This is a genomic window from Catellatospora sp. IY07-71, assembly GCF_018326265.1.
Classification (GTDB): Bacteria; Actinomycetota; Actinomycetes; order Mycobacteriales; family Micromonosporaceae; genus Catellatospora.
On sequence record NZ_AP023360.1, the window covers coordinates 3,095,592 to 3,118,208 of the forward strand.

General features: G+C 73.5%; 24 protein-coding genes and 4 tRNA genes. 12 read left to right on the forward strand and 16 right to left on the reverse strand.

The genetic code is table 11. The features are described from left to right. Nucleotides 1-15: 15 nt before the first annotated feature. Nucleotides 16-636, forward strand: a complete 621-nt coding sequence (locus CS0771_RS14100; RefSeq protein ID WP_212841387.1) for an RICIN domain-containing protein — start codon at nt 16-18, stop codon at nt 634-636. A gap of 239 nt (nt 637-875) precedes the next feature. On the opposite strand, the gene CS0771_RS14105 is transcribed toward CS0771_RS14100, so the two are convergent. Next, nucleotides 876-1,352, reverse strand: coding sequence for a hypothetical protein (locus CS0771_RS14105; protein ID WP_212841388.1), 477 nt, complete (start codon nt 1,350-1,352; stop codon nt 876-878). A gap of 182 nt (nt 1,353-1,534) precedes the next feature. On the opposite strand from CS0771_RS14105, the gene CS0771_RS14110 reads away from it, so the two are divergent. Further along, nucleotides 1,535-1,876 carry a hypothetical protein gene (locus CS0771_RS14110; protein ID WP_212841389.1) on the forward strand — a complete coding sequence of 114 codons (342 nt, stop codon included), beginning with the start codon at nt 1,535-1,537 and terminating at the stop codon, nt 1,874-1,876. 21 nt (nt 1,877-1,897) lie between these two features. On the opposite strand, the gene CS0771_RS14115 is transcribed toward CS0771_RS14110, so the two are convergent. The 5 genes from CS0771_RS14115 to CS0771_RS14135 form a co-directional block, all read right to left on the reverse strand. Next, nucleotides 1,898-2,158: a hypothetical protein gene (locus CS0771_RS14115; protein WP_212841390.1), complete on the reverse strand. Its 261-nt coding sequence runs from the start codon at nt 2,156-2,158 to the stop codon at nt 1,898-1,900. Nucleotides 2,159-2,236: 78 nt separating this feature from the next. Next, nucleotides 2,237-2,311 (reverse strand) — tRNA-Val (locus CS0771_RS14120). Between the two features lie 13 nt (nt 2,312-2,324). Then, nucleotides 2,325-2,395, reverse strand: a tRNA-Cys gene (locus CS0771_RS14125). A gap of 27 nt (nt 2,396-2,422) precedes the next feature. Then, nucleotides 2,423-2,495 (reverse strand) — tRNA-Gly (locus CS0771_RS14130). A gap of 94 nt (nt 2,496-2,589) precedes the next feature. After that, nucleotides 2,590-3,666 (reverse strand): CapA family protein, encoded by a 1,077-nt coding sequence (locus tag CS0771_RS14135; protein WP_244870782.1) that lies wholly within the window; start codon nt 3,664-3,666, stop codon nt 2,590-2,592. Between the two features lie 152 nt (nt 3,667-3,818). Here CS0771_RS14135 and CS0771_RS14140 point away from each other — a divergent pair. Beyond that, a tRNA-Gly gene (locus tag CS0771_RS14140) sits at nt 3,819-3,891 on the forward strand. A gap of 65 nt (nt 3,892-3,956) precedes the next feature. Here CS0771_RS14140 and CS0771_RS14145 read toward each other — a convergent pair. After that, nucleotides 3,957-4,484, reverse strand: a complete 528-nt coding sequence (locus CS0771_RS14145; protein WP_244870783.1) for an RNA 2'-phosphotransferase — start codon at nt 4,482-4,484, stop codon at nt 3,957-3,959. A 114-nt stretch (nt 4,485-4,598) separates the two neighbouring features. On the opposite strand from CS0771_RS14145, the gene CS0771_RS14150 reads away from it, so the two are divergent. Continuing rightward, a complete protein-coding gene (locus tag CS0771_RS14150) occupies nt 4,599-5,111 on the forward strand; it encodes a SigE family RNA polymerase sigma factor (protein ID WP_212841392.1) in 513 nt (170 codons plus the stop codon). Continuing rightward, nucleotides 5,108-6,409 carry a WD40 repeat domain-containing protein gene (locus CS0771_RS14155; protein ID WP_212841393.1) on the forward strand — a complete coding sequence of 434 codons (1,302 nt, stop codon included), beginning with the start codon at nt 5,108-5,110 and terminating at the stop codon, nt 6,407-6,409. The genes CS0771_RS14150 and CS0771_RS14155 overlap by 4 nt, the downstream gene beginning before the upstream one ends. Here the strand turns inward: CS0771_RS14155 and CS0771_RS14160 are convergent. After that, entirely contained in the window at nt 6,400-6,780 is a 381-nt protein-coding gene (locus tag CS0771_RS14160) for a hypothetical protein (RefSeq protein ID WP_212841394.1), read from the reverse strand. The genes CS0771_RS14155 and CS0771_RS14160 overlap by 10 nt on opposite strands. Next, nucleotides 6,777-7,229, reverse strand: coding sequence for a GNAT family N-acetyltransferase (locus CS0771_RS14165; protein WP_212841395.1), 453 nt, complete (start codon nt 7,227-7,229; stop codon nt 6,777-6,779). The genes CS0771_RS14160 and CS0771_RS14165 overlap by 4 nt, the downstream gene beginning before the upstream one ends. A 62-nt stretch (nt 7,230-7,291) precedes the next feature. On the opposite strand from CS0771_RS14165, the gene CS0771_RS14170 reads away from it, so the two are divergent. Then, on the forward strand, nt 7,292-7,516 hold the full coding sequence (locus tag CS0771_RS14170; RefSeq protein WP_203749987.1) for a hypothetical protein: 225 nt from the start codon (nt 7,292-7,294) through the stop codon (nt 7,514-7,516). Between the two features lie 55 nt (nt 7,517-7,571). Here CS0771_RS14170 and CS0771_RS14175 read toward each other — a convergent pair whose 3' ends face one another. The 4 genes from CS0771_RS14175 to CS0771_RS14190 are packed head-to-tail and all read right to left on the reverse strand — an operon-like array spanning nt 7,572 to nt 11,189. After that, the gene (locus CS0771_RS14175; protein WP_203749989.1) at nt 7,572-8,159 is read right to left on the reverse strand and encodes an ATP/GTP-binding protein; all 588 of its coding nucleotides are present in this window, start codon (nt 8,157-8,159) and stop codon (nt 7,572-7,574) included. Then, nucleotides 8,140-8,526 (reverse strand): DUF742 domain-containing protein, encoded by a 387-nt coding sequence (locus CS0771_RS14180; RefSeq protein ID WP_212841396.1) that lies wholly within the window; start codon nt 8,524-8,526, stop codon nt 8,140-8,142. The genes CS0771_RS14175 and CS0771_RS14180 overlap by 20 nt, the downstream gene beginning before the upstream one ends. Next, on the reverse strand, nt 8,519-8,926 hold the full coding sequence (locus tag CS0771_RS14185; protein WP_203750189.1) for a roadblock/LC7 domain-containing protein: 408 nt from the start codon (nt 8,924-8,926) through the stop codon (nt 8,519-8,521). Before CS0771_RS14185 ends, CS0771_RS14180 begins: the two co-directional genes overlap by 8 nt. 1 nt (nt 8,927) lies before the next feature. Next, entirely contained in the window at nt 8,928-11,189 is a 2,262-nt protein-coding gene (locus CS0771_RS14190; protein WP_212841397.1) for a nitrate- and nitrite sensing domain-containing protein, read from the reverse strand. A gap of 321 nt (nt 11,190-11,510) precedes the next feature. Here CS0771_RS14190 and CS0771_RS14195 point away from each other — a divergent pair, with 321 nt between their 5' ends. Beyond that, nucleotides 11,511-12,299, forward strand: a complete 789-nt coding sequence (locus CS0771_RS14195; RefSeq protein WP_212841398.1) for a hypothetical protein — start codon at nt 11,511-11,513, stop codon at nt 12,297-12,299. Nucleotides 12,300-12,456: 157 nt separating this feature from the next. Here CS0771_RS14195 and CS0771_RS14200 read toward each other — a convergent pair whose 3' ends face one another. From CS0771_RS14200 to CS0771_RS14210, 3 genes are read right to left on the reverse strand one after another with little or no spacing between them, the layout of a single operon-like run. After that, the gene (locus CS0771_RS14200) at nt 12,457-13,041 is read right to left on the reverse strand and encodes a hypothetical protein (protein ID WP_212841399.1); all 585 of its coding nucleotides are present in this window, start codon (nt 13,039-13,041) and stop codon (nt 12,457-12,459) included. Further along, the gene (locus CS0771_RS14205; protein ID WP_203750003.1) at nt 13,038-13,544 is read right to left on the reverse strand and encodes a SigE family RNA polymerase sigma factor; all 507 of its coding nucleotides are present in this window, start codon (nt 13,542-13,544) and stop codon (nt 13,038-13,040) included. The genes CS0771_RS14200 and CS0771_RS14205 overlap by 4 nt, the downstream gene beginning before the upstream one ends. A gap of 57 nt (nt 13,545-13,601) precedes the next feature. Beyond that, a complete protein-coding gene (locus tag CS0771_RS14210) occupies nt 13,602-14,858 on the reverse strand; it encodes a glycosyltransferase (RefSeq protein WP_212841400.1) in 1,257 nt (418 codons plus the stop codon). Between the two features lie 127 nt (nt 14,859-14,985). On the opposite strand from CS0771_RS14210, the gene CS0771_RS14215 reads away from it, so the two are divergent. The 5 genes from CS0771_RS14215 to CS0771_RS14235 all read left to right on the forward strand — a co-directional run bounded on the left by CS0771_RS14215 (nt 14,986) and on the right by CS0771_RS14235 (nt 22,504). Continuing rightward, the gene (locus CS0771_RS14215) at nt 14,986-16,311 is read left to right on the forward strand and encodes an SWIM zinc finger family protein (protein WP_212841401.1); all 1,326 of its coding nucleotides are present in this window, start codon (nt 14,986-14,988) and stop codon (nt 16,309-16,311) included. A gap of 91 nt (nt 16,312-16,402) precedes the next feature. Beyond that, on the forward strand, nt 16,403-17,896 hold the full coding sequence (locus tag CS0771_RS14220) for a DUF5691 domain-containing protein (protein ID WP_212841402.1): 1,494 nt from the start codon (nt 16,403-16,405) through the stop codon (nt 17,894-17,896). Then, nucleotides 17,893-18,981: an AAA family ATPase gene (locus tag CS0771_RS14225; protein ID WP_212841403.1), complete on the forward strand. Its 1,089-nt coding sequence runs from the start codon at nt 17,893-17,895 to the stop codon at nt 18,979-18,981. The genes CS0771_RS14220 and CS0771_RS14225 overlap by 4 nt, the downstream gene beginning before the upstream one ends. Then, nucleotides 18,978-21,356: a DUF5682 family protein gene (locus CS0771_RS14230; protein ID WP_212841404.1), complete on the forward strand. Its 2,379-nt coding sequence runs from the start codon at nt 18,978-18,980 to the stop codon at nt 21,354-21,356. The genes CS0771_RS14225 and CS0771_RS14230 overlap by 4 nt, the downstream gene beginning before the upstream one ends. Beyond that, the gene (locus CS0771_RS14235) at nt 21,353-22,504 is read left to right on the forward strand and encodes a VWA domain-containing protein (protein ID WP_212841405.1); all 1,152 of its coding nucleotides are present in this window, start codon (nt 21,353-21,355) and stop codon (nt 22,502-22,504) included. Before CS0771_RS14230 ends, CS0771_RS14235 begins: the two co-directional genes overlap by 4 nt. The last annotated feature ends 113 nt before the right edge of the window (nt 22,505-22,617 follow it).

The window sequence follows — 22,617 nt, forward strand, 5'->3', positions numbered from 1 at the left end:
CACAACAAGCCCGTCATGATCGCTGAGGCGGCCCCGCAGGGCTTCACCAACGGCAGCAAGACCCGCAGCTGCATCTTCAACAAGAGCCCGCAGGCCACCACCGGCGACGCCATCTGGAACACCTGGTACGCCGACTTCTTCGGCTACATCGCGGCGAACACCGACGTGATCCGCGCGGTGGCGTACATCAACACCAACTGGGACGCCCAGCCCGACTGGCAGTGCAACGGCGCCCCGGCCGGGCAGCCCGGCTGCGCCAACGGCTACTGGGGCGACTCGCGGGTGCAGGCCGACGCGACCGTCAAGAGCCGGTTCCTGAACGAGCTGCGCAACGCCCGCTGGGTGAACGGGTCCGGCGGCGGCACCAGCCCCGAGCGCACCATCCGCGGCGTCGGCTCCAACCGCTGCCTGGACGTGTCCGGCGGCCGCACCGCCGACGGCACGAAGATCCAGCTGTGGGACTGCCTGAACAACGCCGCCCAGAAGTGGCGGGTCGAGGCCAACGGCTCGCTGGTCAACCCGCAGTCGGGCAAGTGCCTGGACGCCGACGGCTGGGGCACCGCCAACGGCACCCAGATGATCATCTGGACCTGCGGCAACCCCGTCCAGTCCAACCAGAACTGGGTGGTCTCCTGACCGCCCCACATTCGTGATCGGCGCTCCCCGCACGCTGCTCCGGCGGCGTGCGGGGAGCGCATCGCGAGTGAGGGCGAGCGCGGGTCCGGGTGGTCGACGTTGTGGGAGTCCGAGGACGCCTGCCGGCGGTTCGCCGAGAGCTCAAGCCCATCCTGAAAGAGGTCGGCGTGGACGAGCCGGCGGACCCGGCGGTGGTGTGTAGCCGTCTCAGCCGCCTACGCGTGCTCGCGGCGGCCCGCTCAGCCCAGGCTGAGCATCAGGTGCTGCTCCAGGTCCGCGGCGGTGTACTGCAGGCGGCCGCGGTGAGTGACCTCGATGCCGTAGGAGGTCTCGCCGCGCGGCACGTCTTCGACGCGGAAGGTGAGGTGGCACTCGGTGACCGTCTCCTTGGCGGTCTCGATCTCCCCGGTCGCGACCGTCCGCTGTGCCGCGTCGGTGACGACCACCTTCGCGCCGGGGCGGATGTCCTGGAAGCCGCCCATGCCGTAGCAGGCGCCACCGGTGTCGATGAACTCCCCGTTGGAGAGGATGACGGTGCCCGTGACAGTGTGGGCATCGGAGAACGGATTGCCGATCTTCCCGCTCTGTGCCAGCGCGAAGACCACACCGGCGGCGGCGAGCGCGGCCACGGAGATCAGGATGAGCGTGTTACGCCGGGTGCGCCGCCTCGTGCGGCGCGCCGGAGGGGTGTCGACGTGCACGTAGGGGTCGATCATCCGCGCACAGTACAGCCGGTTTTGAAATGATCACCGTCCGCTGACCGGGGGAGGCGGCACCACCGGACGGGACAGGCACTCATGGTCGGAGGGCCTGTCGCAGGCTCATCCGAAGCCCGTCCGGCAGCGGCACGGACGTCACGCCATGTCGCCGACACGATGGAGCGAGAAGGGCCTGGCGGATGGAGGGGGACAGGGTGCACGAGCGCCGGGCCCGGATCCGGGTCGCGGGTAACACCGCCGGTCCGGCGCTGTTCGCGCTGAGGGCGAAGGGTTACACGGTCGAGCTCAGCTACGTCCGTGCCGAGCCCGGTGAGTACGCGCCCGAGTACGCGGCGGCGAAGGACGGGCTCCTGTTCAGCGCCGATACGGCGGAGGAATTGCTCGGGCTCGTCGCGATGTGGGAGGTGCGTGGCGACGACTGGAGTGCGAGCAGCCACGACGAGCGGGCCTGGCGGGACGCCCTTGAAGCGGCGGCGCTGGTGTATGACCGCGACGGCAACGTGGTGGATGAGGACGAGTGACGAACCGATGGCGGCTCGGGGTCAGTCGGGCTTCCGGGTCCAGCGGTGATGCTCTCGCAGAACCCAGGCGAGCGCGTGCAGGGCGACGAACAGCACGGCCAGCGCGAGCCCGGAGTACGCACCGGCCAGCATCAGCTCCGGGCTGTCGTAGCGCCAGGGGTGGGTGGTCGCGTTGTAGATCAGGATCAGCCCGCCGGCGAACAGGGCCAGCGCCAGAACGAGCAGTCCTGGGCGGGTCGCGGGGTGGCGGTGGTGCGGTGGCATGGGGGCTCTGGTGGTCACCGGCGCATGGTAGTGGCCCGGGGCTGGCGCGCAAACGGCGAAAGCCCCTCCGAAGAGGGGCTTTTCCTGTTTTCTTGCTGGTGGGCGATACTGGGTTTGAACCAGTGACCTCTTCCGTGTCAAGGAAGCGCGCTCCCACTGCGCCAATCGCCCGTGCTGTACTGCGAGGTGGAGACGGGATTTGAACCCGTGTACACGGCTTTGCAGGCCGTTGCCTCGCCTCTCGGCCACTCCACCGTGGTGACGCCTTGCGGCGGTTCTCCGAGCGGATGACGAGACTCGAACTCGCGACCCTCACCTTGGCAAGGTGATGCGCTACCAACTGCGCTACATCCGCTTGTCAGTTCGCCCGCCTTCCGGCGTGCTGCCCAACGGATGAGAACTTTAGCCGGTCCCCGGAGGTCTTGACAAACCGGGGTGCCCCCGGCGCGTCACGCGGCGGGTTGGGCGGCCAGCCCCGTGCACCGTGCGGCCTGGTCAAGACGGTTCTGTACGGCCCGCAGCGCGTCCCCGGTCACCGGCTTGGGCTGTCCGTTGTTCGAGACGACACCCGGGACGAACCTCCGGGTTTTCACCTTCCCGTCCCGGATCGTCACGGTCAGCAGCCCGGTGTCGGTGCTCTTGGACTCGGAATACCAGAGGAAGTTGCCCAGGCCGTAGTGCACGTACGTGTCGCCCAGGAAGCCGTCGGCGAGCAGCACGTGGGCGTGGGTGCCGAGCACGAGGTCGGCGCCGTTGTCGGCCATGAGCCTGGCGAAGCTCTTCTGCTCGCCGTTGGGGCAGGCCTGACCCTCGGTGCCCCAGTGCATGAAGACGATCACCACGTCGGCCTGCGCGCGGGCCTGCTTCACGGCGGCGGTGGCCAGCTTGCGGTCGAACGCCATGGCGACGCCGGGCCGGGTGGCGGTGGGCTTCCACTGCTCCTTCAGGTCGTGCACCTGCGACATGCCGAGCACGGCGAGGCGGACGCCTTTCACGGTGACCAGGTAGGGGGCGTACGCCTCGGTGGTGTTGAGCCCCGCGCCGACGACGGGCATGCCGGCGGCCCGCGCCGAGTCGAGGGTGTCGAGCAGGCCGATCTGGCCGTAGTCGAGCGTGTGGTTGTTGGCGATCGAGACGAGATCGATCCCGGCGGCCTGGATGGCGGCGTACGACGTGGTGGGCGCCCGGAAGTGGAACTGCTTGGGCTGCTCGCTGCCCCGGTCGGTGACCGGCGTCTCCAGGTTGACCATGGCGAAGTCGGCGGCCCGCAGCTGCGTGGCGTACGGGCCGAACGCCTTGTCGGGGTTCTTGAGCAGGGCCAGGGTGCGGCCGGTGAAGTGCACGTCGCCGGCGAAGGCGAGCGTGATCTCGGCGGCGGGCGGGCTGGGCTCAGGCGTTTGCTCGCTGACCGGGGCGGGCGGCTGCTGCCATACCGCCGGCTCTTCGCCGGAGCACGCGGCCAGGGCCGTGACGGCGGTGGCGAGGGTGAGGGCCGTGGCGAGTCGCGCGACGCGGGGGTGGGTCACCGGACGAGCGTACGGGCAGGTGAAGGCGATTCGCATCACCGAGTGCACCGGGGGGCGCGACGCGCGGGGGATACCGAGTGGCGGTGGTCCGGGGGCACCCGCTAGAGTTCTCTCCTGTCAGGCAGCGAGCCGAAAGGCGAGCTGAGGGACGTGCGGATGTAGCGCAGTTGGTAGCGCATCACCTTGCCAAGGTGAGGGTCGCGAGTTCGAGTCTCGTCATCCGCTCTCTTACCGAAATCGCCGGGACCCACGGGTCACCGGCGATTCGCCTTTCCGGCCCCGAGCGTGGGTCAGGGGAGGGGCGCTTCGCCGCGGAGGTAGGCGGCGGGGATGTCATCGGTGAGCCAGACGCCGTTGGCGGAGCGGTAGAAGGTGTGGCCGGCCGCGGCCATGGCGGCGGCGTCGACGACCAGGATCACCGGGGAGCCGTGACGGCTGCCGACGGCGCGGGCGGTGGTGGTGTCGCCGGACAGGTGCACGTGGTGGCGGCTGCCCTTGTGCACACCCTTCGCCATGATCGAGTCGAGGTTGCGGCGGGCGGTGCCGTGGTAGAGCAGCGTGGGCGGGGTGACCGGGTCGAGGCCCAGCTCGACGGGCACGGAGTGGCCCTGGCTGGCGCGGATGCGGTCGCCGTCGATCGCGAACCGCTGCTTGTCGTTGTCCGCGACGACGGCGTCGAGCTGCTCGCGGGTCATGCCCTTGCCGTGGGCGCGCAGCGCGGCCAGCAGGGTGTCGATCGGCACCCAGCCGTCGGGGCTGAGCGTGACGCCGATGCTGTCGGGGCGGTGGCGCAGCACGTACGCGAGCTGTTTGCTCATCTTCTTGAGTTCCATAACGTGGCTCACGCTAGCGGCGCGCGGCCGGTGCGTCGATCGGAAAACCCGGACCCCTCCGCGGGAGCGCTGCCGAGCGTGTAGGTGGCGGAGGTGGTGATGTCCGACGCCGAGTCGTTCCACGAGTACGCGCGCTCGCGGCTGCCGATGCTGAGCCGGGTGGCGTTCCTGCTGACCGGGGACGCGCACCTGGCCGACGATCTGGTGCAGCTGACGCTGGTGCGGGTCGCGTCGCGCTGGGAGCGGCTGGCCGACGGGCCGAACCCGGACGCGTACGTGCGCCGCGTGCTCTACACGCAGCATGTGTCCTGGTGGCGGCGGGTGCGGCGGGAGGCGGTGCCGGCGGCGGTGCTGCCGGAGCGGGCGGTGCCGGACTTCGCCGGTGAGGCGGCGACGGCGCTGGCGGTGCGGGCGGCCCTGGCGAAGTTGGCGCCGCGGCAGCGGGCCGTGCTGGTGCTGCGCTATTTCGAGGACCTGACCGAGGTGGAGACGGCGGCGGCGCTGGGCGTCTCTGTCGGCACGGTGAAGAGCCAGGCCAGGGACGCCCTGGCGCGGCTGCGGGTGATAGCGCCGGAACTGGCCGGGCGCGGACTGGTGGGGGTGGGCCGATGACGGCGACGTTGCGGGAGGTGCTGCGGACGGCCGCCGAGCACGCTCCGCCGCCGGTGGTCACGGACGGCCTGTGGCGGCGCGGGCGCCGCAGGCGGCGGTGGCGGCGGGCAGGCACGGCCGTGGCCGGGGTCCTGGCCGTGGTGGTTCTGGCCGGCATGCCGCGGCTGCTGCCCGTGGGCGGCACCGAGCCGCAGCCGGCGGTCGGCGGCCCGGAGCAGGGTGCGCTGGGCCGGGCCTACCCGTGGCTGCCGGCGCACGCGGAGGACCCGAACGGGCCGGCGGTCGCGATGTTCACCGGCGGCGGCGCGGGTCTGTTCGGGCCGGCGGGGGTGCTGGTGGGCGCGGACGGCTCGTACCGGCTGCTGCCGGTGGAGGGGGCGGGCGGCCCGGGTCTGCTGTCCCCGGACGGGAGCCTGCTGGCCCGGCCGGGCGAGGTCGTCGACCTCGGCACCGGCACACCCATCGGGACGGCCTGGACGGGTGCGCCGGTGGCGTGGTCACCGGACGGGCGGCGGCTGCTGACGGTCGTGACGCAGACCACGCTGGGCCCGCCGGCCGGCGAGGAACACGCCGGGCGGCGCTACATGGTGTACGACGTGGACGCCGACACCCTGACGTCCGTGATGAGCGCCGACATCGGCTCCCCGGCGGGGGCGTTCTCGCCGGACGGCACGAGGGTGGCAGTGGTCTCCGGCGGGCCGCCCGGCGACCGGCAGACCCTGCAGATCCTGGACCTGCCCGACGGCAGGCATCCGCTGATCCTGCCGCTGGAGAGCGGCCAGCGGCTGGCGGGGACGGCGGCGTGGACCCCGGACGGCCGCTCGGTGGTGCTGGTCACGGCGGCGGGGTGCGGCTGGCCGGACTGCCGGGAGCGGCCCGCGGACCTGAAGAGCTGGCACCTGCAGTACGTCGACACGACCTGGCCGCTGCCCGCTCACGATCCGGTTCGGGTCACCGACGAGCCGGCGCGGCGGATCGGCCTGCCGGGAGACCTGACGGGCTGGCGGGACGGACTGCCGGTGCTGGTCGAGGACGGCCGTCCGGCACTGTTCGTGGCCGAGCCGGACGGCTCGGCACGGGTGCTGCTGACCGGGCCCGCCGGCGCCGACCACCTCAGCGTGCCCCGGCAGCTGGCCGAGGCGGGCACGTTCGGGGTGTACGCGGCCGATCCGTGGCAGGCGCCGTGGTGGGTGTACGCGCTGCCGCTGCTCGTCCTCGGCGGGCTGCTGTGGGCGGCCTGGGTCCTGTGGCGGCGCGGGCTGTGGCGGCGCAGGAGGGTTCGGCGGGGTCAGGGGTAGGGGAGGCGGCGGGGTCCGATGATGCGGGCGCCCAGCGCGCCCACACGGTCCTGCAACGCGCGGTCGGCGGTGGCGACCACCACGACCGGCCGCTCGACCGCGTGCTCGCGGACCAGGTCGACGATCGCGTCGTCGCCGCTGCGGGGCGCGGCGTGCACACGTACCCCCGGCGCCTCGTCGATGCCGCGGGCCGCACCCTCGACGACCAGGACGACCTCGACGGGACCGGGCAGGTCCGGCAGGCCGCGCGCGGCGAGCGGGGCGACGGCGTCGCGTAGCCGGGCGGCGGCCCCGGCGCGGTCGCGCCACCAGCCGTCGGGCACGGAGCCGACGACGTTGGCGGCATCGACGATGAGCAGCGGCAGGGTCACAGTGCCAGTTTCATACCCAGATGGCTGCCGGTGAAGCCGAGGCTCTCGTAGAAGCGGTGCGCGTCGGTGCGGGAGCGGTCGGTGGTGAGCTGGACCATGCCGCAGCCGCGCGCGCGGGCGGTGTCGATCGCCCACTCGACGAGCTGCCGGCCGGTGCCCTGGCCGCGCTGGTCGGCGCGGACGCGGACGGCCTCGATGAGGGCGCGGCGGGTGCCGCGGCGGCTGAGCCCGGGGATGACCGTGAGCTGGAGCGTCCCGACGACCTCGCCGCCGCGTACGGCCACCGCGAGCAGCTGGTGCGGGTCGGCGTCGATCTCGGCGAAGGCGCGGGCGTACGCGGGGTCGTCCGGGTCGCCCTCGCGGGTGGCGCCGAGCGGGTCGTCGGCGAGCATCGCCACGATCACGGGCACGTCGGCGGCGACGGCGCGCCGAATATCAAGATCGCTCACGGCTGCGACGGTATCAGCCTCGATCGGCCGCGAGCTGGCACGCGCCCTCTACGCTGACGCGCATGGACCGTATCTCTCGTCTGTGGGCCGCTGTCGTCACCGGATTCCTCGCCACCGTGCTCGTCCCCGCCACCGCGTGGGCGGAGGAGACCGGCGTCGCCGACCTCGTCCGCAAGAAGAAGGGCATCGGCGGCATCGGCGGCCTGTTCGGGGCGCTGTGCTGCATCGCCGTCATCGTGATCATCGTGGTGGTCGCGCTGTTCGTGATGAAGAGCCGCAAGAAGTAGACGAAAACGCCGGTGGGTGTGCGCGGGGCACACCCACCGGCGTCTTGGCGTGTGGTCAGGCCGGGACGGTCGTGCGGACCATGGTGAGCACGTGCTCCACCAGGGTGATGAGCACGGTCTTCACCGAGATGCGGTCGCGGGCGTCGGTGAGCAGCACCGGCACGTGGGCGTCCACGTCCAGGGCCTCGCGCACCTGCTCGACGGTGTAGCGCTGCTCGTTGTCGAAGCAGTTCACCGCGATGACGAACGGCGTCTTGCGCTGCTCGAAGTAGTCGATCGCGGCGAACGAGTCGGCCAGCCGGCGGGTGTCGGCCAGCACCACCGCGCCCAGCGCGCCGGTGGCCAGCTCGTCCCACAGGAACCAGAACCTGTTCTGCCCGGGGGTGCCGAACAGGTACAGCACCAGGCTCGGGTTGATGGTGATGCGGCCGAAGTCCATCGCGACCGTGGTGGTGGTCTTGGTGGCGACCCCGGTGGTGTCGTCGGTGCCGACGCCCGCGGTGGTGAGGACCTCTTCGGTCCGCAGTGGAGCGATCTCGCTCACCGCGCCCACGAGCGTCGTCTTGCCGGCGCCGAAGCCGCCGGCGACCAGGATCTTGAGCGCCTGGGGGACCGGTGCGTTGTCAGAGCGCACGGAGTCCATGGATCACCGCCTGCAGGGTCTCGACGTTGGGGAGATGGTCTGTGGGAGGGGGATCGTACCGGGCGATCAGCCCCTCGGAAAGCAGATCACACAGCAGCACCCGGACCACACCCAGGGGCAGGTCGACGCGGGAGGCGACTTCGGCCACCGCGCGGGGCTCCTGGGTGAGCGCCAGGATGGCCTGGTGCTCCGGGCTGGCGGTGTCCACGGCCAGGTTCGCCGTGGCCACCAGGTAGGTGATCAGGTCGAAGTCGACGGTGACGGGGCGCACCCGGCCGCCGGTGACCATGTACGGGCGCACGACAGGCCCGGCCTCGTGGTCCCACCAGGCCGGGCCTTCCTCGACAGGGTCGATCTGGTCAGCCATCGCTGCCCGGCCGGGACGGTGTGGCCAGGTGCGTGCCCACCCGCGTGGCCAGCATCGCCATCTCGTAGGCGAGGATGCCGAGGTCGATGTCCGGCTCGGCCAGCACCGCCAGGCAGGACCCCTGGCCAGCCGCGCTCACCAGCAGGAACGCGTCCTCCATCTCGACGATGGTCTGCCGCACCGGGCCGCCGTTGAAGCGCTGCCCGGTCGCTCCGGCGAGGCTGGAGAACCCCGACGCCACAGCGGACAGGTGCTCGGCGTCGTCGCGCGAGAGACCGCTGGACGCTCCGGTGAGCAGACCGTCGACGGAGAGCACGACGGCGCAGCGAGCCTGTGGCACTCGCGCGAGCAGGTCGTCGAGCAGCCAGTCGGTCGCGGGTCGGGTCGTCGTCGGTACCACGTCAGGCACGTCCTTCCAGGGTGGAGCTGTCTTCCATACCGGCGCTGTCTTGCGGGGTCTGCAAGGGGACGGTCGTTGTGTCTTCCCCGTTCGCGGTCATCTCGGTGCTGGCCTTGGCACGCCCGCGCACGGTACCCGACTGGAACGCGGACATCATCGTCCGGACCTGGTCGGCGCTGCGCGGCCGCGGCACCGCGGCAGGCTCGGCCGCGGCGAGCGAGACAGTGGTCTCCTCGGGCTCGGCCGGCGCGGTCTCGGCGCGGCGCACCCGCTTGGGCAGCAGCGCCGTGGTCTCGTCCGGGCTGCGCTCGGCCAGGTCGACGGTCTTCTCCTCGACCACCGGCGCGGCGGCCGGGGCCTCGATGGCGCGGGCGGCGCGGGGGGCGAAGATGCCCAGCGGCTCGCCCTTGTCGGCCGCGTCGGCCAGCACCAGCTCGGCGGGGATCAGCACGACCGCGGTGATGCCGCCGTACGACGAGGCGCGCAGCCGGACGGTGATGCCCTGGCGGACGGCGAGCCGGGCCACCACGAGCAGGCCCAGCCGGGAGCTCTGCGCGGGGTCGAAGGCGGGCGGCTCGGCGAGCCGGGTGTTGGCCTCGGCCAGCTCGGTGTCGCTCATGCCCAGGCCGCGGTCCTCGATGTGCAGGGCCAGGCCCTGCCCGACGGCCTCGGCGAAGACCCGGACCCGGGTGTGCGGCGGGGCGAACGAGGTGGCGTTCTCCAGCAGCTCGGCCATCAGGTGGATCAGGTCGCCGACGGCGCGGCCGAGGATCTTCATCTCCGGCAGGCGGTCGATGGTGACCCGCTGGTAGTCCTCGATCTCGGAGGTCGCGCCGCGCACCACGTCGATGACGGGCACCGGGTGGCGCCAGCCCCGGCCGGGGGCGGCGCCGGCGAGGATGACCAGCGCCTCCGCGTGGCGGCGCATGCGGGTGGCCATGTGGTCGAGGCGGAACAGGTCCTCCAGCTCCTGCGGCTCGGTGGTGCGGCGCTCCATCCGGTCCAGCAGGGTGAGCTGGCGGTGCAGCAGCGCCTGCGAGCGGCGGGCGATGTTGAGGAAGACCTCGCTGATGCCGCGGCGCAGCACGGCCTCGTCGACGGCGGCGCGCACGGCGGTGCGCTGCACGGCGCCGAAGGCGTGGCCGACCTGGCCGACCTCGTCGGTGCCGACGGCGACCAGCGGCACCTCGGTCAGCGACGGGTCGTTGACGATGGCGCCGGGCTGGCGCAGCGCGGCGATGGCGCGGGGCAGCCGCTCGTGGGCGACCTCGAGGGCGGATACGCGCAGCCGCTCCAGGCGGCGGACCACGGACCGGCCGGTGCGCAGCGACAGGACCAGGGAGATGCCGGCGCAGAGCAGGCCGAGCAGGGCCGCGCCGATGGTCTGCACGAAGGCCGCGATGCCGACCTCGTTGGCCAGGTCGGAGGTGCCGCCGGCGGCCGCGCCCTCGGTGGCGTCGAGCTGCTCGTAGATGGCGTCGTTGGCGCTGCGCCAGACGGCGGCGTCGATCGGGACTCTGCCGCCGGCCTTGGTGCTGCTCAGCGACTCCTCCATGGCGTGGAGGCTGATGTAGGTGTCGCTGGTGAAGATCTGCTCGAAGCGCTCGCGGTGCGGCGACTGCAGCCGGCCGACGGCCTCGTCCTGGATCTGGCGGCGGGCGCCGACGGCGCGCAGGATCTGGCCCTGCTCGGCGGCGGTGAGGCGGCCGTCGAGGACGGCGGCGGTGATCACCGCGTCCTCGCGGGCGAGCAGCTCACGGGCCCGGCTGACGGCGAAGATGCCGTGCGCGGAGGCGGCCAGCTCGGGATCGGACAGCTGCGTCAGCGGCGAGAACGCCACGTAGAGCGTGTCGATGATCTCGGAGTAGCTGCGGATGACCTCGGCCGGGACGGCCTTGCCGCCGTCAACCTCGGCGCGGATCTGCGGCAGCCCGGCGAGCTTGGTGAGGAACGCGTCGACCAGGGCGCGCTGCGCCGCGGGCAGCTCGTCGCGCAGCTTGCTGTCCGACAGGCTGGTGTGGAACTGCTGCTCGCGCTCGTCGGTGGCCTGGCGCTGCTTGACCAGGGCCTCGGCGCCGGGCTTCTCGGCGACGGAGACGCGCCGCTCCCTCTGCAGCTGCACCATCATGCGCTCGCCGTACGCGCCGAAGACCTGCTCGTACTTGCGGGCGTCGAGGAGGTTGAGCGCGCCCTTGGCGCTCACCGCGACACTGAATATGGACAGGCCGGTGATGGCCACCAAGGGCACCACAGCCAATGTCATGATCTTGGCGCGAATGCTCCAGCCACGGTTTCTCACACTGACCACGTCCAAAACACGGTGCACCGTGACGTCGACATCCGGGTCCCGGGGGCCAGCCGGGGCTCGGCGCGGAACCATGACACGCCACAGGTCGCTGTTTGACAATGCCTCCGGGCGATGAACCTAGTCGGCTCGCCCGTTCCTGTCCACTGCGGTGGATGTCCATTGTGGACGAGGTCACCTTGAGCGATGATGTTGTCGCTTTGGGTGCCCGGCTTGGCATGACGGACCAGGCCCGGCACACTGTCGCACGGCCACCCCTCAGCCCTCGGGAGTTCGTCGATGGATCTCGTCAGCATCGTGTCAGCGGCCCTGTCCGTGCTCGGCGCGATCGTCGCCGGCGTGATGACGACCTGGTCGGCGCGCAAGTCCAGCATGCTGGAGCACGCGCTGGCCGAGCAGCGGCACCGGGAGAGCAAGGCCGAGCAGGCCGCCGAGGTGCTCAGCCGCTACCGGGAGCCGCTGCTGCTGGCCGCGTTCAACCTGCAGACCCGGCTGCACAACGCGGTCAGCGGTGACTACCTGACCAACTTCCTGCGCCACGAGGACCCTGACGAGAGCCGCTACGCCCGCGACTACACCGTCTACGTGCTGGCCGAATACCTGTGCTGGGTCGAGATCATCCGCCGCGAGCTGCGCTTCCTGGATCTGGGCGACGAGGAGAGCAACCGCACGTTCAACCGGCACCTGGTCGCGGTCGGGCAGAAGTTCTCCACGCAGCAGTTCCCGCAGCAGTTCCGGCTGTTCAAGGGCCAGCAGCGGGCCGTCGGCGAGCTGCTGATGGTGACCGGCGTCAACGGCCGCACCGACAGCATGACCTATCCGGCGTTCTGCTCACGGCTGGACAACGACCCCGAGTTCGCGCGCTGGTTCACCCGGCTGCGCGCCGACGTCGACGTGATCGTGGACAGCGACCCGGTGGGCAACGAGCGCCTGCTGCGGGCGCAGCACGCGCTGATCGACCTCATCGACTTCCTGGACCCTGCCCGCACCCGCATCCCCGAGCACCGGGCCAAGCTGGACGATCTGCCCGCCTGGCCGCCGGCCTCGCCGGAGCCCGCGGCGATCTGAGCCGCCCGGCCGCGGCCGCAGTTTCGGGGAAACTGCACGACCGGCGGCGCGGATTCGTGCAGTTTCCCCGAAACTGCAGACTCGGCCAAGCCCGAGACGCCCGTCCGGCGCCGGACGGACGTACCCGGGCCGCGTCACCGCGCGGCGCGGCACCGCGTCACTGCGCGGCGAGGTCGGGCTGCTCGCCCGTGCTCGGCTCGGCCGGCATGATCGGCGGCGACCCGGCCGCCCGCCACGCCGTGCACAGCGCGTCGGCGACGGCCGTGGCCTGCGCGCCGCTCAGCGCGGTCGTGCTCGCGGTGCAGGAGCCGTCGGCCACCTTGACGGTGAGCGTGCCGCCGCCGGCCAGCGGCAGCCCGAGCGAGCCGTCGGCCTGCCAGGACAGGTCCATCGGCAGCTCGGCCAGGGTCACTCCGGACGGCAGTGCGACGGCGACCGCGTCCACGGCGCTGCCCAGCGGGAACCCGGTGGCCAGCTGGGACCCGGCGTTCGGGTCCACGACGGCCTCCGCGGGGGAGGCCGAGGGCTGGGCGATCTGCTGCGTCGGGGCCGCGCCCGGCCAGACCGCGACCGCGACGGCCCCGGCCAGCACCGGCGTCAGCGCCAGCGCGCCGAGCCGGGCGTAGCGGCGGTTGCGGCGGCGCACCCCGCGCCGCTCGATGTCGTCGGCGCCCGATGGCAGGTCGGGCTCCTCGGCGACGAGCGCGGCCAGCGCGGCGCGCACGTCCTCGTCCTCTTTCATACGGGTTCTCCCTCCAGGGCGCCGGACGTGGCCAGCGCCGTACGCAGGTGTGCCAGGCCGCGGGAGGCCTGGCTCTTGACGTTGCCCGTGCTGCAGCCCAGCGCGGCGGCGGTCTGCTCGACCGACAGGTCCTCCCAGTAGCGCAGGACCACCACGGCCCGCTGGGACGGCTGCAGCCCGGCCAGCGCCCGCAGCAGCACCTCGCGGGTGCCGTCGGGCTCGGCCGCGCCGTCGGCGACGTCGGGCAGCTCGGCGGTGGCGACCTCGCGCCGCCACTTGCGCCGGTGAGTGGCCAGATACCCGTTGACCAGCATGCGGCGCACGTACGGGTCGACGTCGCCGCCCGCGCGCACCCGCCGCCAGCGCACGAACAGCCCGGCCAGGGCGTCCTGGACCAGGTCGTCGGCGAGGTGCCAGTCCCCGCACAGCAGGAACGCCGTGCGGCGTAACGCGCTGCGCCGGGCGGCGGCGTACTCGCGGAAGTCCTCGGGTGTCTCGCTCATGACTGGTCCATGCGAACTCCTGCCGCGCGGGTTGCACGGGCGGGCAGGAGAGATTAGTCAGGACCGCAGCCTGCGCCAACCCGCCTTGGCCAGGTCGAGGGTGGTCAGCGCCGCGCCGGCGAGCTGCCCGGCGGCCCGCAGCGCCGCCTTGCGCGGTCGGCGGCGCCCGTGCCGGGCCGCGAGCAGCCGCTGGAACAGGGCCGCGTGCCGGTCGGCGACCGCCGCCGGGTCGAACCGGGCCGCCTTGGCCAGCGCCGCCCGGCCCATCGCCTGCCGCCGGTCCCCGTCGCCGATCAGGTCCAGCATCGCCGCGGCCAGCGCGGCCGGGTCGCGCGGCGGGACCAGCAGCCCGTCCACGCCGTGGTCGATGATCTCGCGGGGGCCGTGCGGGCAGTCGGTGGCGACCACGGGCAGGCCGACCCGCATGCCCTCGACGATGGTCATGCCGAACGACTCCATGCTCGACGACACCACCAGCAGCGAGCCCTCGGCCAGGTGCGGCTCCAGCGGCGTGGTCACCCCCATGAGCTGTACATGCTCGCGCAGGCCGAGTTCGCCGATCAGGTCGTCGAGGGCGGCCTTGCGCTCGCCGCCGCCGTACAGTCGCAGCGTCCACTCCGGACGCCGCGCGCGGACCAGAGCGAACGCGCGGATCAGGTCGTCGTAGCGCTTGACCGCCGCCAGCCGTCCCGCGGCCACGACCACGGGCGCGGTCACCGGCGACGGCGGCACCGGCGTGGCGGGTACGCAGTTCGGTATCGCGCTGACGTGCACCCCAGGCAGGCGCATCAGCCGCCGGTACGCCGCCGCGTCGGCACGCGTGGTCGTGGTGACCGCGTCCAGCCGGGTGAAGTGGCGGCGCAGCGTGAACCGCAGCCGGTTGCTGTAGGACTGCAGCGTCAGGTGCTCCTGCGCGACGCGTACCAGCCGGGCCGGGGCCTGCCGGGCGATGTGGACGTTGAGCCCCGCCCTGGTCCCGACCACCACGTCGGCGTCGAGCCCGGCCAGGTAGCCGCCGATGCGCTCGTCGGTGAGCGCGCTGTACTGCTCGTACCGGTGCTCGGCCACCGGGAAGACCGCCGAGCGGCGGCTCATCCCGGGATGGTCGCCCTCGTAGCGGCCGTCGCGGCGCAGGTCCACCAGGTGCCTCAGGCGTGCCCCGGCGAGCCCGAAGTGCGGTTCGTCGCGGTGCCGGAACACCGAGACGACCTCGACCTCGTGCCCCGCCATGGCCAGCGCGTTGGCCAGGTTCGCGGTGGTACGCGCCGTGCCGCCGACCGCGTAGGCGTTGTGGACCAGGAACGAGATGCGCATGGGACCCCCGTGTTCGCCGCTGTGTCATCCGGTTACGCACGGCGCGGTGGCATGGTTGCGGTCCGGTGCGTGATTCATCCGGCGGGCGCGATGGTCGTTGTCGGACGGGGTCGTTAAGTTGGCGCGCATGTCCGAACCGATCGAGCCGCCCTGGAGCGCCGAGCAGATCCAGGCGCTGGCTCCTGACGCGTCCTCGCTGAAATCGGCCGCCAAGCTCGCCGGCGGGTCCGGCTGGAGCAGCACCGGCACCGGCGGCACCCCGGCCGGCCTGTGGGGCCTGTGCCAGGGCAGCGGCAGCACGCCGTACCAGATCTGCGTCGACCTGACCGAGCCCGCCTACAAGTGCTCCTGCCCGAGCCGCAAGTTCCCGTGCAAGCACGCGCTGGCGCTGCTGCTGCGCTGGTCGGCCGGGAAGGTGGACGCCGCCGCGCCGCCGCAGTGGATGACTGAGTGGACCACCTCGCGCGGGGCGCGGGCGCAGAAGAAGGCCGAGGCCGCCACCGCGCCGCGCACCGAGGCCCAGGAGAAGGCCGCCGCGAAGCGGGCCGCCAAACGCGCCGAGTCGGTCGCCGGTGGCGTCGCCGAGCTGCGGGTATGGCTGTCCGACCAGGTCCGGCACGGCATCGCCGGGCTCGACCAGGCCGGCTACCGCCCGTTCGAGCAGGTCGCCGCGCGGCTGGTCGACGCGCAGGCGCCCGGCCTGGCCGCCGCGGTGCGCCGGCTCGCGCCGCTGCCCAGCTCGGGGTCTGGCTGGGAGCAGCGGCTGCTCGCCGAGCTGGGCCTGCTGCACCTGCTGGCCGGGGCCGCCGCCGACGCGGACGCGCTGCCGGAGGACCTCGCGGTCACCGTGCGCTCCCGGGCCGGGCAGCAGGTCAGCGCCGACCAGGTGCTGGCCGGGCCGCGGGTGCGCGACCGGTGGCAGGTCACCGGCGCCCGTGACGAGCTGGACGACAAGCTCAACAGCCGCCGGGTGTGGCTGCGCGGCCGCGACACCGGCCGGGCCGCGCTGGTGCTGTCGTTCGCGGCGCCCGGCCAGGCGCTGCCGGTGGACCTGGTCCTCGGCACCGAACTCGACGCGGATCTGACCTTCTATCCGGGGGTCGCGCCGCTGCGCGCGCTGATCGCCGAGCGGCACGGCGCACCGAGCGCCTGCCCGGCCCCCGGCCCGGCACAGACCGTCGCGCAGGCCCTCGACGAGATCTGCACCGCGCTGGCCGCCGACCCGTGGCTGTTCAGCTGGCCGCTGCTGCTGACCGGCGCGTTCGCCCCCGGGCAGCCGTGGCACCTGGTCGACGCCGACGGCGACGCCCTGCCGCTGGACCCGTCGTTCGGCGAGCCGTGGCGCCTGGCCGCCGTCGCGGGTGGCGAGCCGATCACGCTTGCCGCCGAGTGGGGCCCGTCCGGCCTGCGGCCACTGACGGTGTACGCCGCGGGCGAGGTGATCCGGGCATGAGGCCGGGTGCACCGCTGACCGCCGTAGTGCAGGGACCGGCGGGAACGTCGCGGCAGGAGCCGCTGTCCGGCGCATGGGAAGGAGGAGCGGCATGACTGGCGAGGTGTGGAACGACCTGCTGTCCAGCGCCCTGGTCGGCACCGACCGGCGTAAGGCGGTGCTGCCCGCCGTTGACGGCGCGCTCAAGGCGGTGCTGCCGGTCGGCGAGCTGGACCCGGAGTCGCTGCTCACGGCGGCGGCCGTGGTGACCGTCGCGCGCCGTGCCGGGCAGCAGGCCGCCCGGGTCGCCGCGCCGGTGCCCGCCCCGGCGGAGACGATGCCGCTCGCGCCCGCCGGTGCGCAGGACCGGCTCGGCCGGCTGCTGTCCGGGCTGGACGGCGACCTCGACCGGGCCACGAGCCGGGAGCTGGCCGGGGAGTGGCTGCGCCTGGCCGCCGACCGTGGCCTGCGCGCCGCGCCGCAGCTCCTGGTGACGCTGCTGGAGCTGGGCTGTGCCGAGTCGTCGCTGCGGCCGCTGATCCGCGCGGCCGGCGGCGAACGGCTGACCTGGCTGTGCGTGGAGGGGCCGGGCCGCTGGGCCTGGGCCGCCGAGACCGACACGGAGCCGGACCCCGCCGACTGGGACACCGGCCGCGTCGCCGAACGGGCCGCGTACCTCGCCCACCTGCGGGAGCGGGATCCGGCCGCGGGCCGGGAGCTGCTGCTGGCGAGCTGGCCGCAGGAGAAGGCCGCCGACCTGGCCGTGCTCGTCGACGCGTGCGAGGCGGGGCTCGGTCCCGAGGACGAGCCGTGGCTGGAGAAGGCGCTCGACGGGCGCAGCGGGCAGGTGCGGGAGGCGGCCGTGCGGCTGCTGGCCGCGCTGCCCGGCTCGGCATACCGGCAGCGGATGAAGGAGCGGGCCCTGGCGGGCGTCACCGCGCCCGCGCGCGGGCGGCTGGAGGTGCACCTGCCCACCTCGTATGACGCGGGGATGCGCCGCGACGGAGTCGTCGAGAAGACCCTCGCCGGGGTCGGCGAGCGCTCGCACTGGCTGCGGCAGTGCATCGCCGCCGCCCCGCTGGACTGCTGGTCGGCGTACAGCGACTCGCCGGAGGCGTTCCTGACGCGGCAGGCGCGGCAGGCCGACGACGACTGGGGCAACCCGCTGCGCCACGGCCTGGCCCGGGCGGCGATCGAGCAGCGCGACGCCCGCTGGGCCAGGGCGCTGATCAAGGACGGCTTCCTCGCCGACAGCAGCGACATGTACGCCGACCTGGCCGCGGTGCTGCCCGCTGACGAGCTGACCGAGCTGGTGGCACGCCGGATCGCGCGCGAGGGTGGCGCGTCGGCGCGGCTGCTCGAAACGCTGCCGCAGCCCTGGCCCGCGCCGGTGTGCGAGGCCGTGCTGGGCGCTCTCGCCAACCAGGAGCGCCGCCGTTCCGGCTGGTGGCAGCTGCTGCGCCAGGGTGAGAACGGCTTCGGCCCCGAGTACGCGCCGCAGGTGCGGGCGCTGCACGACGCGCTGCCGCCCACCGACCAGCAGATGCTGTCCCGCTTCATGATCATTTTGCAGATCCGACACGACATCCACCGGGAGTTCGCATGACCGCCACCCTCGACGCCGCCACCCCCGTGCTGCGGCCGCACGCCGAGCAGCTGTACGCCGCCGAGCTGGCGCAGCTGGCCGAGGCCGACGACCGGCCCCGCCCGCCGGGCTGGCGGCTGTCCCCGCAGGCCGTGGTGACGTACCTGCTCGGCGACGGCAAGGACGTCAGCGCCAAGTACATCGGCCCGCGCCGGCTGATGGAGGTCGCCGTGGCGACACTGGCCACCGACCGGGCGCTGCTGCTGCTCGGCGTGCCCGGCACCGCCAAGACCTGGGTGTCGGAGCACCTCGCCGCGGCGATCAGCGGCGACTCGACGCTGCTGGTCCAGGGCACCGCGGGCACCCCCGAGGAGGCCATGCGCTACGGCTGGAACTACGCCCGCCTGCTCGCCGAGGGCCCGACCGCGGGCGCGGTGGTGGCCAGCCCGGTGATGCGGGCCATGCGCACCGGCGCGATCGCGCGCATCGAGGAGCTGACCCGGGTGCCCTCCGACGTGCAGGACACCCTGCTGACCATCCTGTCGGAGAAGACGCTGCCGGTGCCGGAACTGGGTGAGGAGGTGCAGGCGGTCAAGGGCTTCAACGTCATCGCCACCGCCAACGACCGCGACCGGGGCGTCAACGAGCTGTCCAGCGCCCTGCGGCGCCGGTTCAACACGGTCGTGCTGCCCGTGCCGGGGACCGTGGATGAAGAGGTCGACATCGTGTCGCAGCGGGTCGCGTCGCTCGGCCGGGCCCTGGAGCTGCCCGAGGTGCCCGACGCGATCAGCGAGATCCGGCGCGTGGTGACCGTGTTCCGGGAGCTGCGCGAGGGCGTGACCGCCGACGGGCGGACCAAGCTGAAGAGCCCCAGCGGCACCCTGTCCACCGCCGAGGCGATCTCGGTGATGACCAGCGGCATGGCCCTGGCCTCGCACTTCGGCGACGGCACCGTCCGCGCCGCCGACGTCGCGGCGGGCATCCGCGGCGCGGTGGTCCGCGACCCCGTCTCCGACGCCGTCATCTGGCGGGAGTACCTGGAGACCGTGGCGCGCGAGCGCGACGGCTGGAAGGACTTCTACCGCGCCGCCCGGGAGGCGGAGTGAGCTCCGACCGCGTCCACGTCCTGGGCGTACGCCACCACGGCCCGGGTTCGGCCCGGGCCCTGGTGCGGGCGCTGGACGAGCTGCGCCCCGACCTGATCCTGGTCGAGGGCCCGCCGGAGGCGGACGGCCTGGTCGCGCTCGCCGCGCACGAGGACCTGGAGCCGCCGGTCGCGCTGCTGGCGTACCCGACGGCCGCGACGGCGGGCAAGGGCGGGGTGAAGGGGCGGGCGGCGTTCTGGCCGTTCGCCGTGTTCTCCCCGGAGTGGCAGGCGCTGCGCTGGGCGGTCGAGCACGACGTGCCGCTGCGCTTCTGCGACCTGCCCGCCGGACACCGCTTCGCCGCTCAGGCCACCGAGGACGCCGGGACGGGTGGCGCGGAGCCGGACGGCCCGCTCGACGCGGCCGGGCCGCAGCCGGATCCGTCCACGGCGACTGCGCCCGTTGACGGAGCGGCGCCCGGCGCGGCGGGTGAGCCCGTAGTCGCGGACGAAGCCGAGCCCGCGGAGGGTGAGGACGCGCTGCGGGTGGACCCGATCGCGGGGCTGGCCCAGGCCGCCGGGTACGACGACCCGGAGCGCTGGTGGGAGGACGTGATCGAACACCGGCGCGACGTGCCGCCGTTCGCCGCCGTGGCCGAGGCGATGGCCGCGGTGCGCGAGTCCGCGCCCGTCATCGGCGAGGACCTGGTACGCGAGGCGTACATGCGCCAGGTCCTGCGTGCGGCCCTGAAGGAGGGGCACCAGCGCATCGCCGTGGTCTGCGGCGCCTGGCACGTGCCCGCCCTCACCGGCGAGCTGCCCCCGGCCAAGGCAGACGCCGTGCTGCTCAAGGGCCTGCCCACGGTGCCCACGACGGTCACCTGGGTGCCGTGGACGCACGGGCGGCTGGCCTCCTGGAGCGGCTACGGCGCGGGCGTCACCGCGCCCGGCTGGTACCACCACCTGTTCACCGCCGAGGACCAGCCGGTCGAGCGCTGGCTGGTCGGCGTCGCCGGGGTGCTGCGCGGCGAGGACCTGCCCGTGTCCAGCGCTCACGTCATCGAGTCGGTCCGCCTGGCCGACACGCTCGCCGTGCTGCGCGGCCGCCCGCTGCCCGGCCTGGCCGAGGTCACCGAGGCGACCCGCGCCGTGCTGTGCGACGGCGACGACACCCGCCTGGAGCTGGTCCAGCGCAAGGTCGTGGTGGGGGAGCGGCTCGGCCGCGTCCCGGCCGACGCCCCGGCCGTCCCGCTGGCCCGGGACCTGGCCGCGACCGCCAAGCGCCTCAAGCTCGCCCAGCAGGCCCTGATCACCGACCACGACCTCGACCTGCGCAAGCCGAACGACCTGGAGCGCAGCCGGCTGCTGCACCGGCTGCGGCTGCTCGGCGTCGGCTGGGGCACCCCCGGCCAGCGCAAGGCCGGCAAGGGCACCTTCTGGGAGTCGTGGCGCCTGCAGTGGCACCCCGAGTACGCCGTAGACCTCATCGAGGCCAGCGCGTACGGCGTCACCGTCGAGCAGGCCGCCACCGCCAAGACCGTCGAGTCCGCCGCCGGGGCCGAGCTGCCGGTGCTGACCGGCCTGCTGGAGGCGTGCCTGCTCGCCGACCTGCCCGGCGCGCAGCCCCGGGTGCTCCAGGAGCTGAACGACCGGGCCGCCGTCGACACCGACGTGGCCCAGCTGATGGCGGCCGTGCCCGCGCTGGCCCGCTCGCTGCGCTACGGCGACGTCCGCGCCACCAGCACCGAGGCGCTGGCCGAGGTGCTGACCGGCCTGGTCACCCGGATCCGGCTGGGCCTGCCCGGCGCGCTCACCGGCCTCGACGACGACGCGGCCCGCGCCCTGCGCGAGCACCTCGACGGCACGCACGAGGCCCTGAACCTGCTCGCCGACCGGCTGCCGCTGCGCGAGGAGTGGCTGGCGGCGCTGGCGCGGCTGGTGGACCGGCCGGACCTGCCCGGTCTGCTCGCCGGGCGGCTGCTGCGGCTGCTGCGCGACGCGGGCAGCTTCGACGCCGACGCGGTCGAGCTGCGCCTGTCCCGGGCGCTGACGGTCGGCGTGCTGCCGACGACGGCGGCCGGGTATGTCGAAGGCTTCATCGCCGGCGGCGGGCTGCTGCTGGTGCACGACGAGGCGCTGCTGTCGCTGGTGGACCGGTGGCTGACCGGGCTCGCCCCGGACACGTTCACGGCGGTGCTGCCGCTGCTGCGGCGTACCTTCGCCGCCTTCGCCGCCCCCGAACGCCGCGCCGTCGGCGAAAAGGTCCGTCACCTGGGCTCCGGCGGCACCCGCCGCACCGGATCCGATCTGGACGATCTCGATCTGGACGAGGCCCGCGTGGCGCGGGTCGTGCCGACGCTGGAGCTGCTGCTGGCGGCGGGAAGGGGTACGCGGTGAGCGACGAGGAGCGGCTGCGCCGCTGGCGGCTGGTGCTCGGCGGCGAAGGTGCCGAGGGCACCGGCACGACCCTGACCGGTGTGGATGCGGGCATGGACGCGGCCCTGGCCGCGCTCTACCGCGACGGCGACGGCGAGGGCGGCTCGTCGCGCAGCGCGGGCCTGGGCGGCTCCGCGCCGAAGGTGGCCCGCTGGCTCGGCGACATCCGGGAATACTTCCCGTCCACCGTGGTGCAGGTGATGCAGGCCGACGCGATCGAGCGGCTCAACCTGACCCGGCTGCTGGTCGAGCCGGAGATGCTGGAGGCCGTCGAACCGGACGTGCACCTGGTCGGCACGCTGCTGTCGCTGAACAAGGTGATGCCCGACAAGGCCCGCGCCACCGCCCGCATGGTCGTCGCGAAGGTCGTGGCCGAACTGGAGCGCCGCGTCGCGCAGCGCACCCGCGCCGCGATCACCGGCGCCGTCAACCGGGCCGCGCGGATCACCCGCCCGCGCCACCGCGACATCGACTGGAACCGGACCATCCGCGCCAACCTCAAGCACTACCAGGCCGAACATCGGACCGTGGTGCCGGAGCGCCTGATCGGCTACGGCCGGCAGACGAAGTCGGTGCAGCGTGACGTGGTGCTGTGCGTGGACCAGTCCGGCTCGATGGCCGCGTCGGTGGTCTACTCCGGAGTCTTCGGTGCGGTGCTGGCCTCGATGAAGTCGCTGCGCACGTCCCTGGTCGTGTTCGACACCGCCGTGGTGGACCTGACCGACCAGCTGCAGGACCCGGTCGAGGTGCTGTTCGGCACGCAGCTCGGCGGCGGCACCGACATCAACCGCGCCATCGCGTACTGCCAGGGCCTGATCACCCGGCCGCGGGACAGCATCTTCATCCTCATCTCCGACCTCTATGAAGGAGGAGTACGCCAGGAGATGCTGCGCCGGGTCGCCACCATGACCGCGGCCGGGGTGCAGGTGATCGTCCTGCTCGCACTGTCCGATGAAGGACAGCCGTCGTACGACCACGCCAACGCCGCGGCGCTGGCCGCGATGGGGGTGCCGTCGTTCGCGTGCACGCCGGACGCGTTCCCGGACCTGATGGCGGCTGCGATCGAACGGCGCGACCTGCGCACCTTCGTCGAGAAGATCGGCCGCTGAGCGGCGGATCAGGGGAAAGTCACGGATCCGGCCGCGCTGACCTGGGGAGGTTGACGGGCGCGGCCGGATCACACTGATCACACCGCGCGTGGGGCGTCCGGTCAAGTCCTCCG

Coding starts and splice junctions, on each gene's coding strand:
- CS0771_RS14100 (WP_212841387.1), top strand. CDS start 16: ATGATCGCTGAGGCGGCCCCGCAGGGCTTCACCAACGGCAGCAAGACC.
- CS0771_RS14105 (WP_212841388.1), bottom strand. CDS start 1,352: ATGATCGACCCCTACGTGCACGTCGACACCCCTCCGGCGCGCCGCACG.
- CS0771_RS14110 (WP_212841389.1), top strand. CDS start 1,535: ATGGAGGGGGACAGGGTGCACGAGCGCCGGGCCCGGATCCGGGTCGCG.
- CS0771_RS14145 (WP_244870783.1), bottom strand. CDS start 4,484: ATGAGCAAACAGCTCGCGTACGTGCTGCGCCACCGCCCCGACAGCATC.
- CS0771_RS14150 (WP_212841392.1), top strand. CDS start 4,599: ATGTCCGACGCCGAGTCGTTCCACGAGTACGCGCGCTCGCGGCTGCCG.
- CS0771_RS14155 (WP_212841393.1), top strand. CDS start 5,108: ATGACGGCGACGTTGCGGGAGGTGCTGCGGACGGCCGCCGAGCACGCT.
- CS0771_RS14170 (WP_203749987.1), top strand. CDS start 7,292: ATGGACCGTATCTCTCGTCTGTGGGCCGCTGTCGTCACCGGATTCCTC.
- CS0771_RS14175 (WP_203749989.1), bottom strand. CDS start 8,159: ATGGACTCCGTGCGCTCTGACAACGCACCGGTCCCCCAGGCGCTCAAG.
- CS0771_RS14180 (WP_212841396.1), bottom strand. CDS start 8,526: ATGGCTGACCAGATCGACCCTGTCGAGGAAGGCCCGGCCTGGTGGGAC.
- CS0771_RS14190 (WP_212841397.1), bottom strand. CDS start 11,189: ATGACATTGGCTGTGGTGCCCTTGGTGGCCATCACCGGCCTGTCCATA.
- CS0771_RS14195 (WP_212841398.1), top strand. CDS start 11,511: ATGGATCTCGTCAGCATCGTGTCAGCGGCCCTGTCCGTGCTCGGCGCG.
- CS0771_RS14200 (WP_212841399.1), bottom strand. CDS start 13,041: ATGAAAGAGGACGAGGACGTGCGCGCCGCGCTGGCCGCGCTCGTCGCC.
- CS0771_RS14205 (WP_203750003.1), bottom strand. CDS start 13,544: ATGAGCGAGACACCCGAGGACTTCCGCGAGTACGCCGCCGCCCGGCGC.
- CS0771_RS14210 (WP_212841400.1), bottom strand. CDS start 14,858: ATGCGCATCTCGTTCCTGGTCCACAACGCCTACGCGGTCGGCGGCACG.
- CS0771_RS14215 (WP_212841401.1), top strand. CDS start 14,986: ATGTCCGAACCGATCGAGCCGCCCTGGAGCGCCGAGCAGATCCAGGCG.
- CS0771_RS14220 (WP_212841402.1), top strand. CDS start 16,403: ATGACTGGCGAGGTGTGGAACGACCTGCTGTCCAGCGCCCTGGTCGGC.
- CS0771_RS14225 (WP_212841403.1), top strand. CDS start 17,893: ATGACCGCCACCCTCGACGCCGCCACCCCCGTGCTGCGGCCGCACGCC.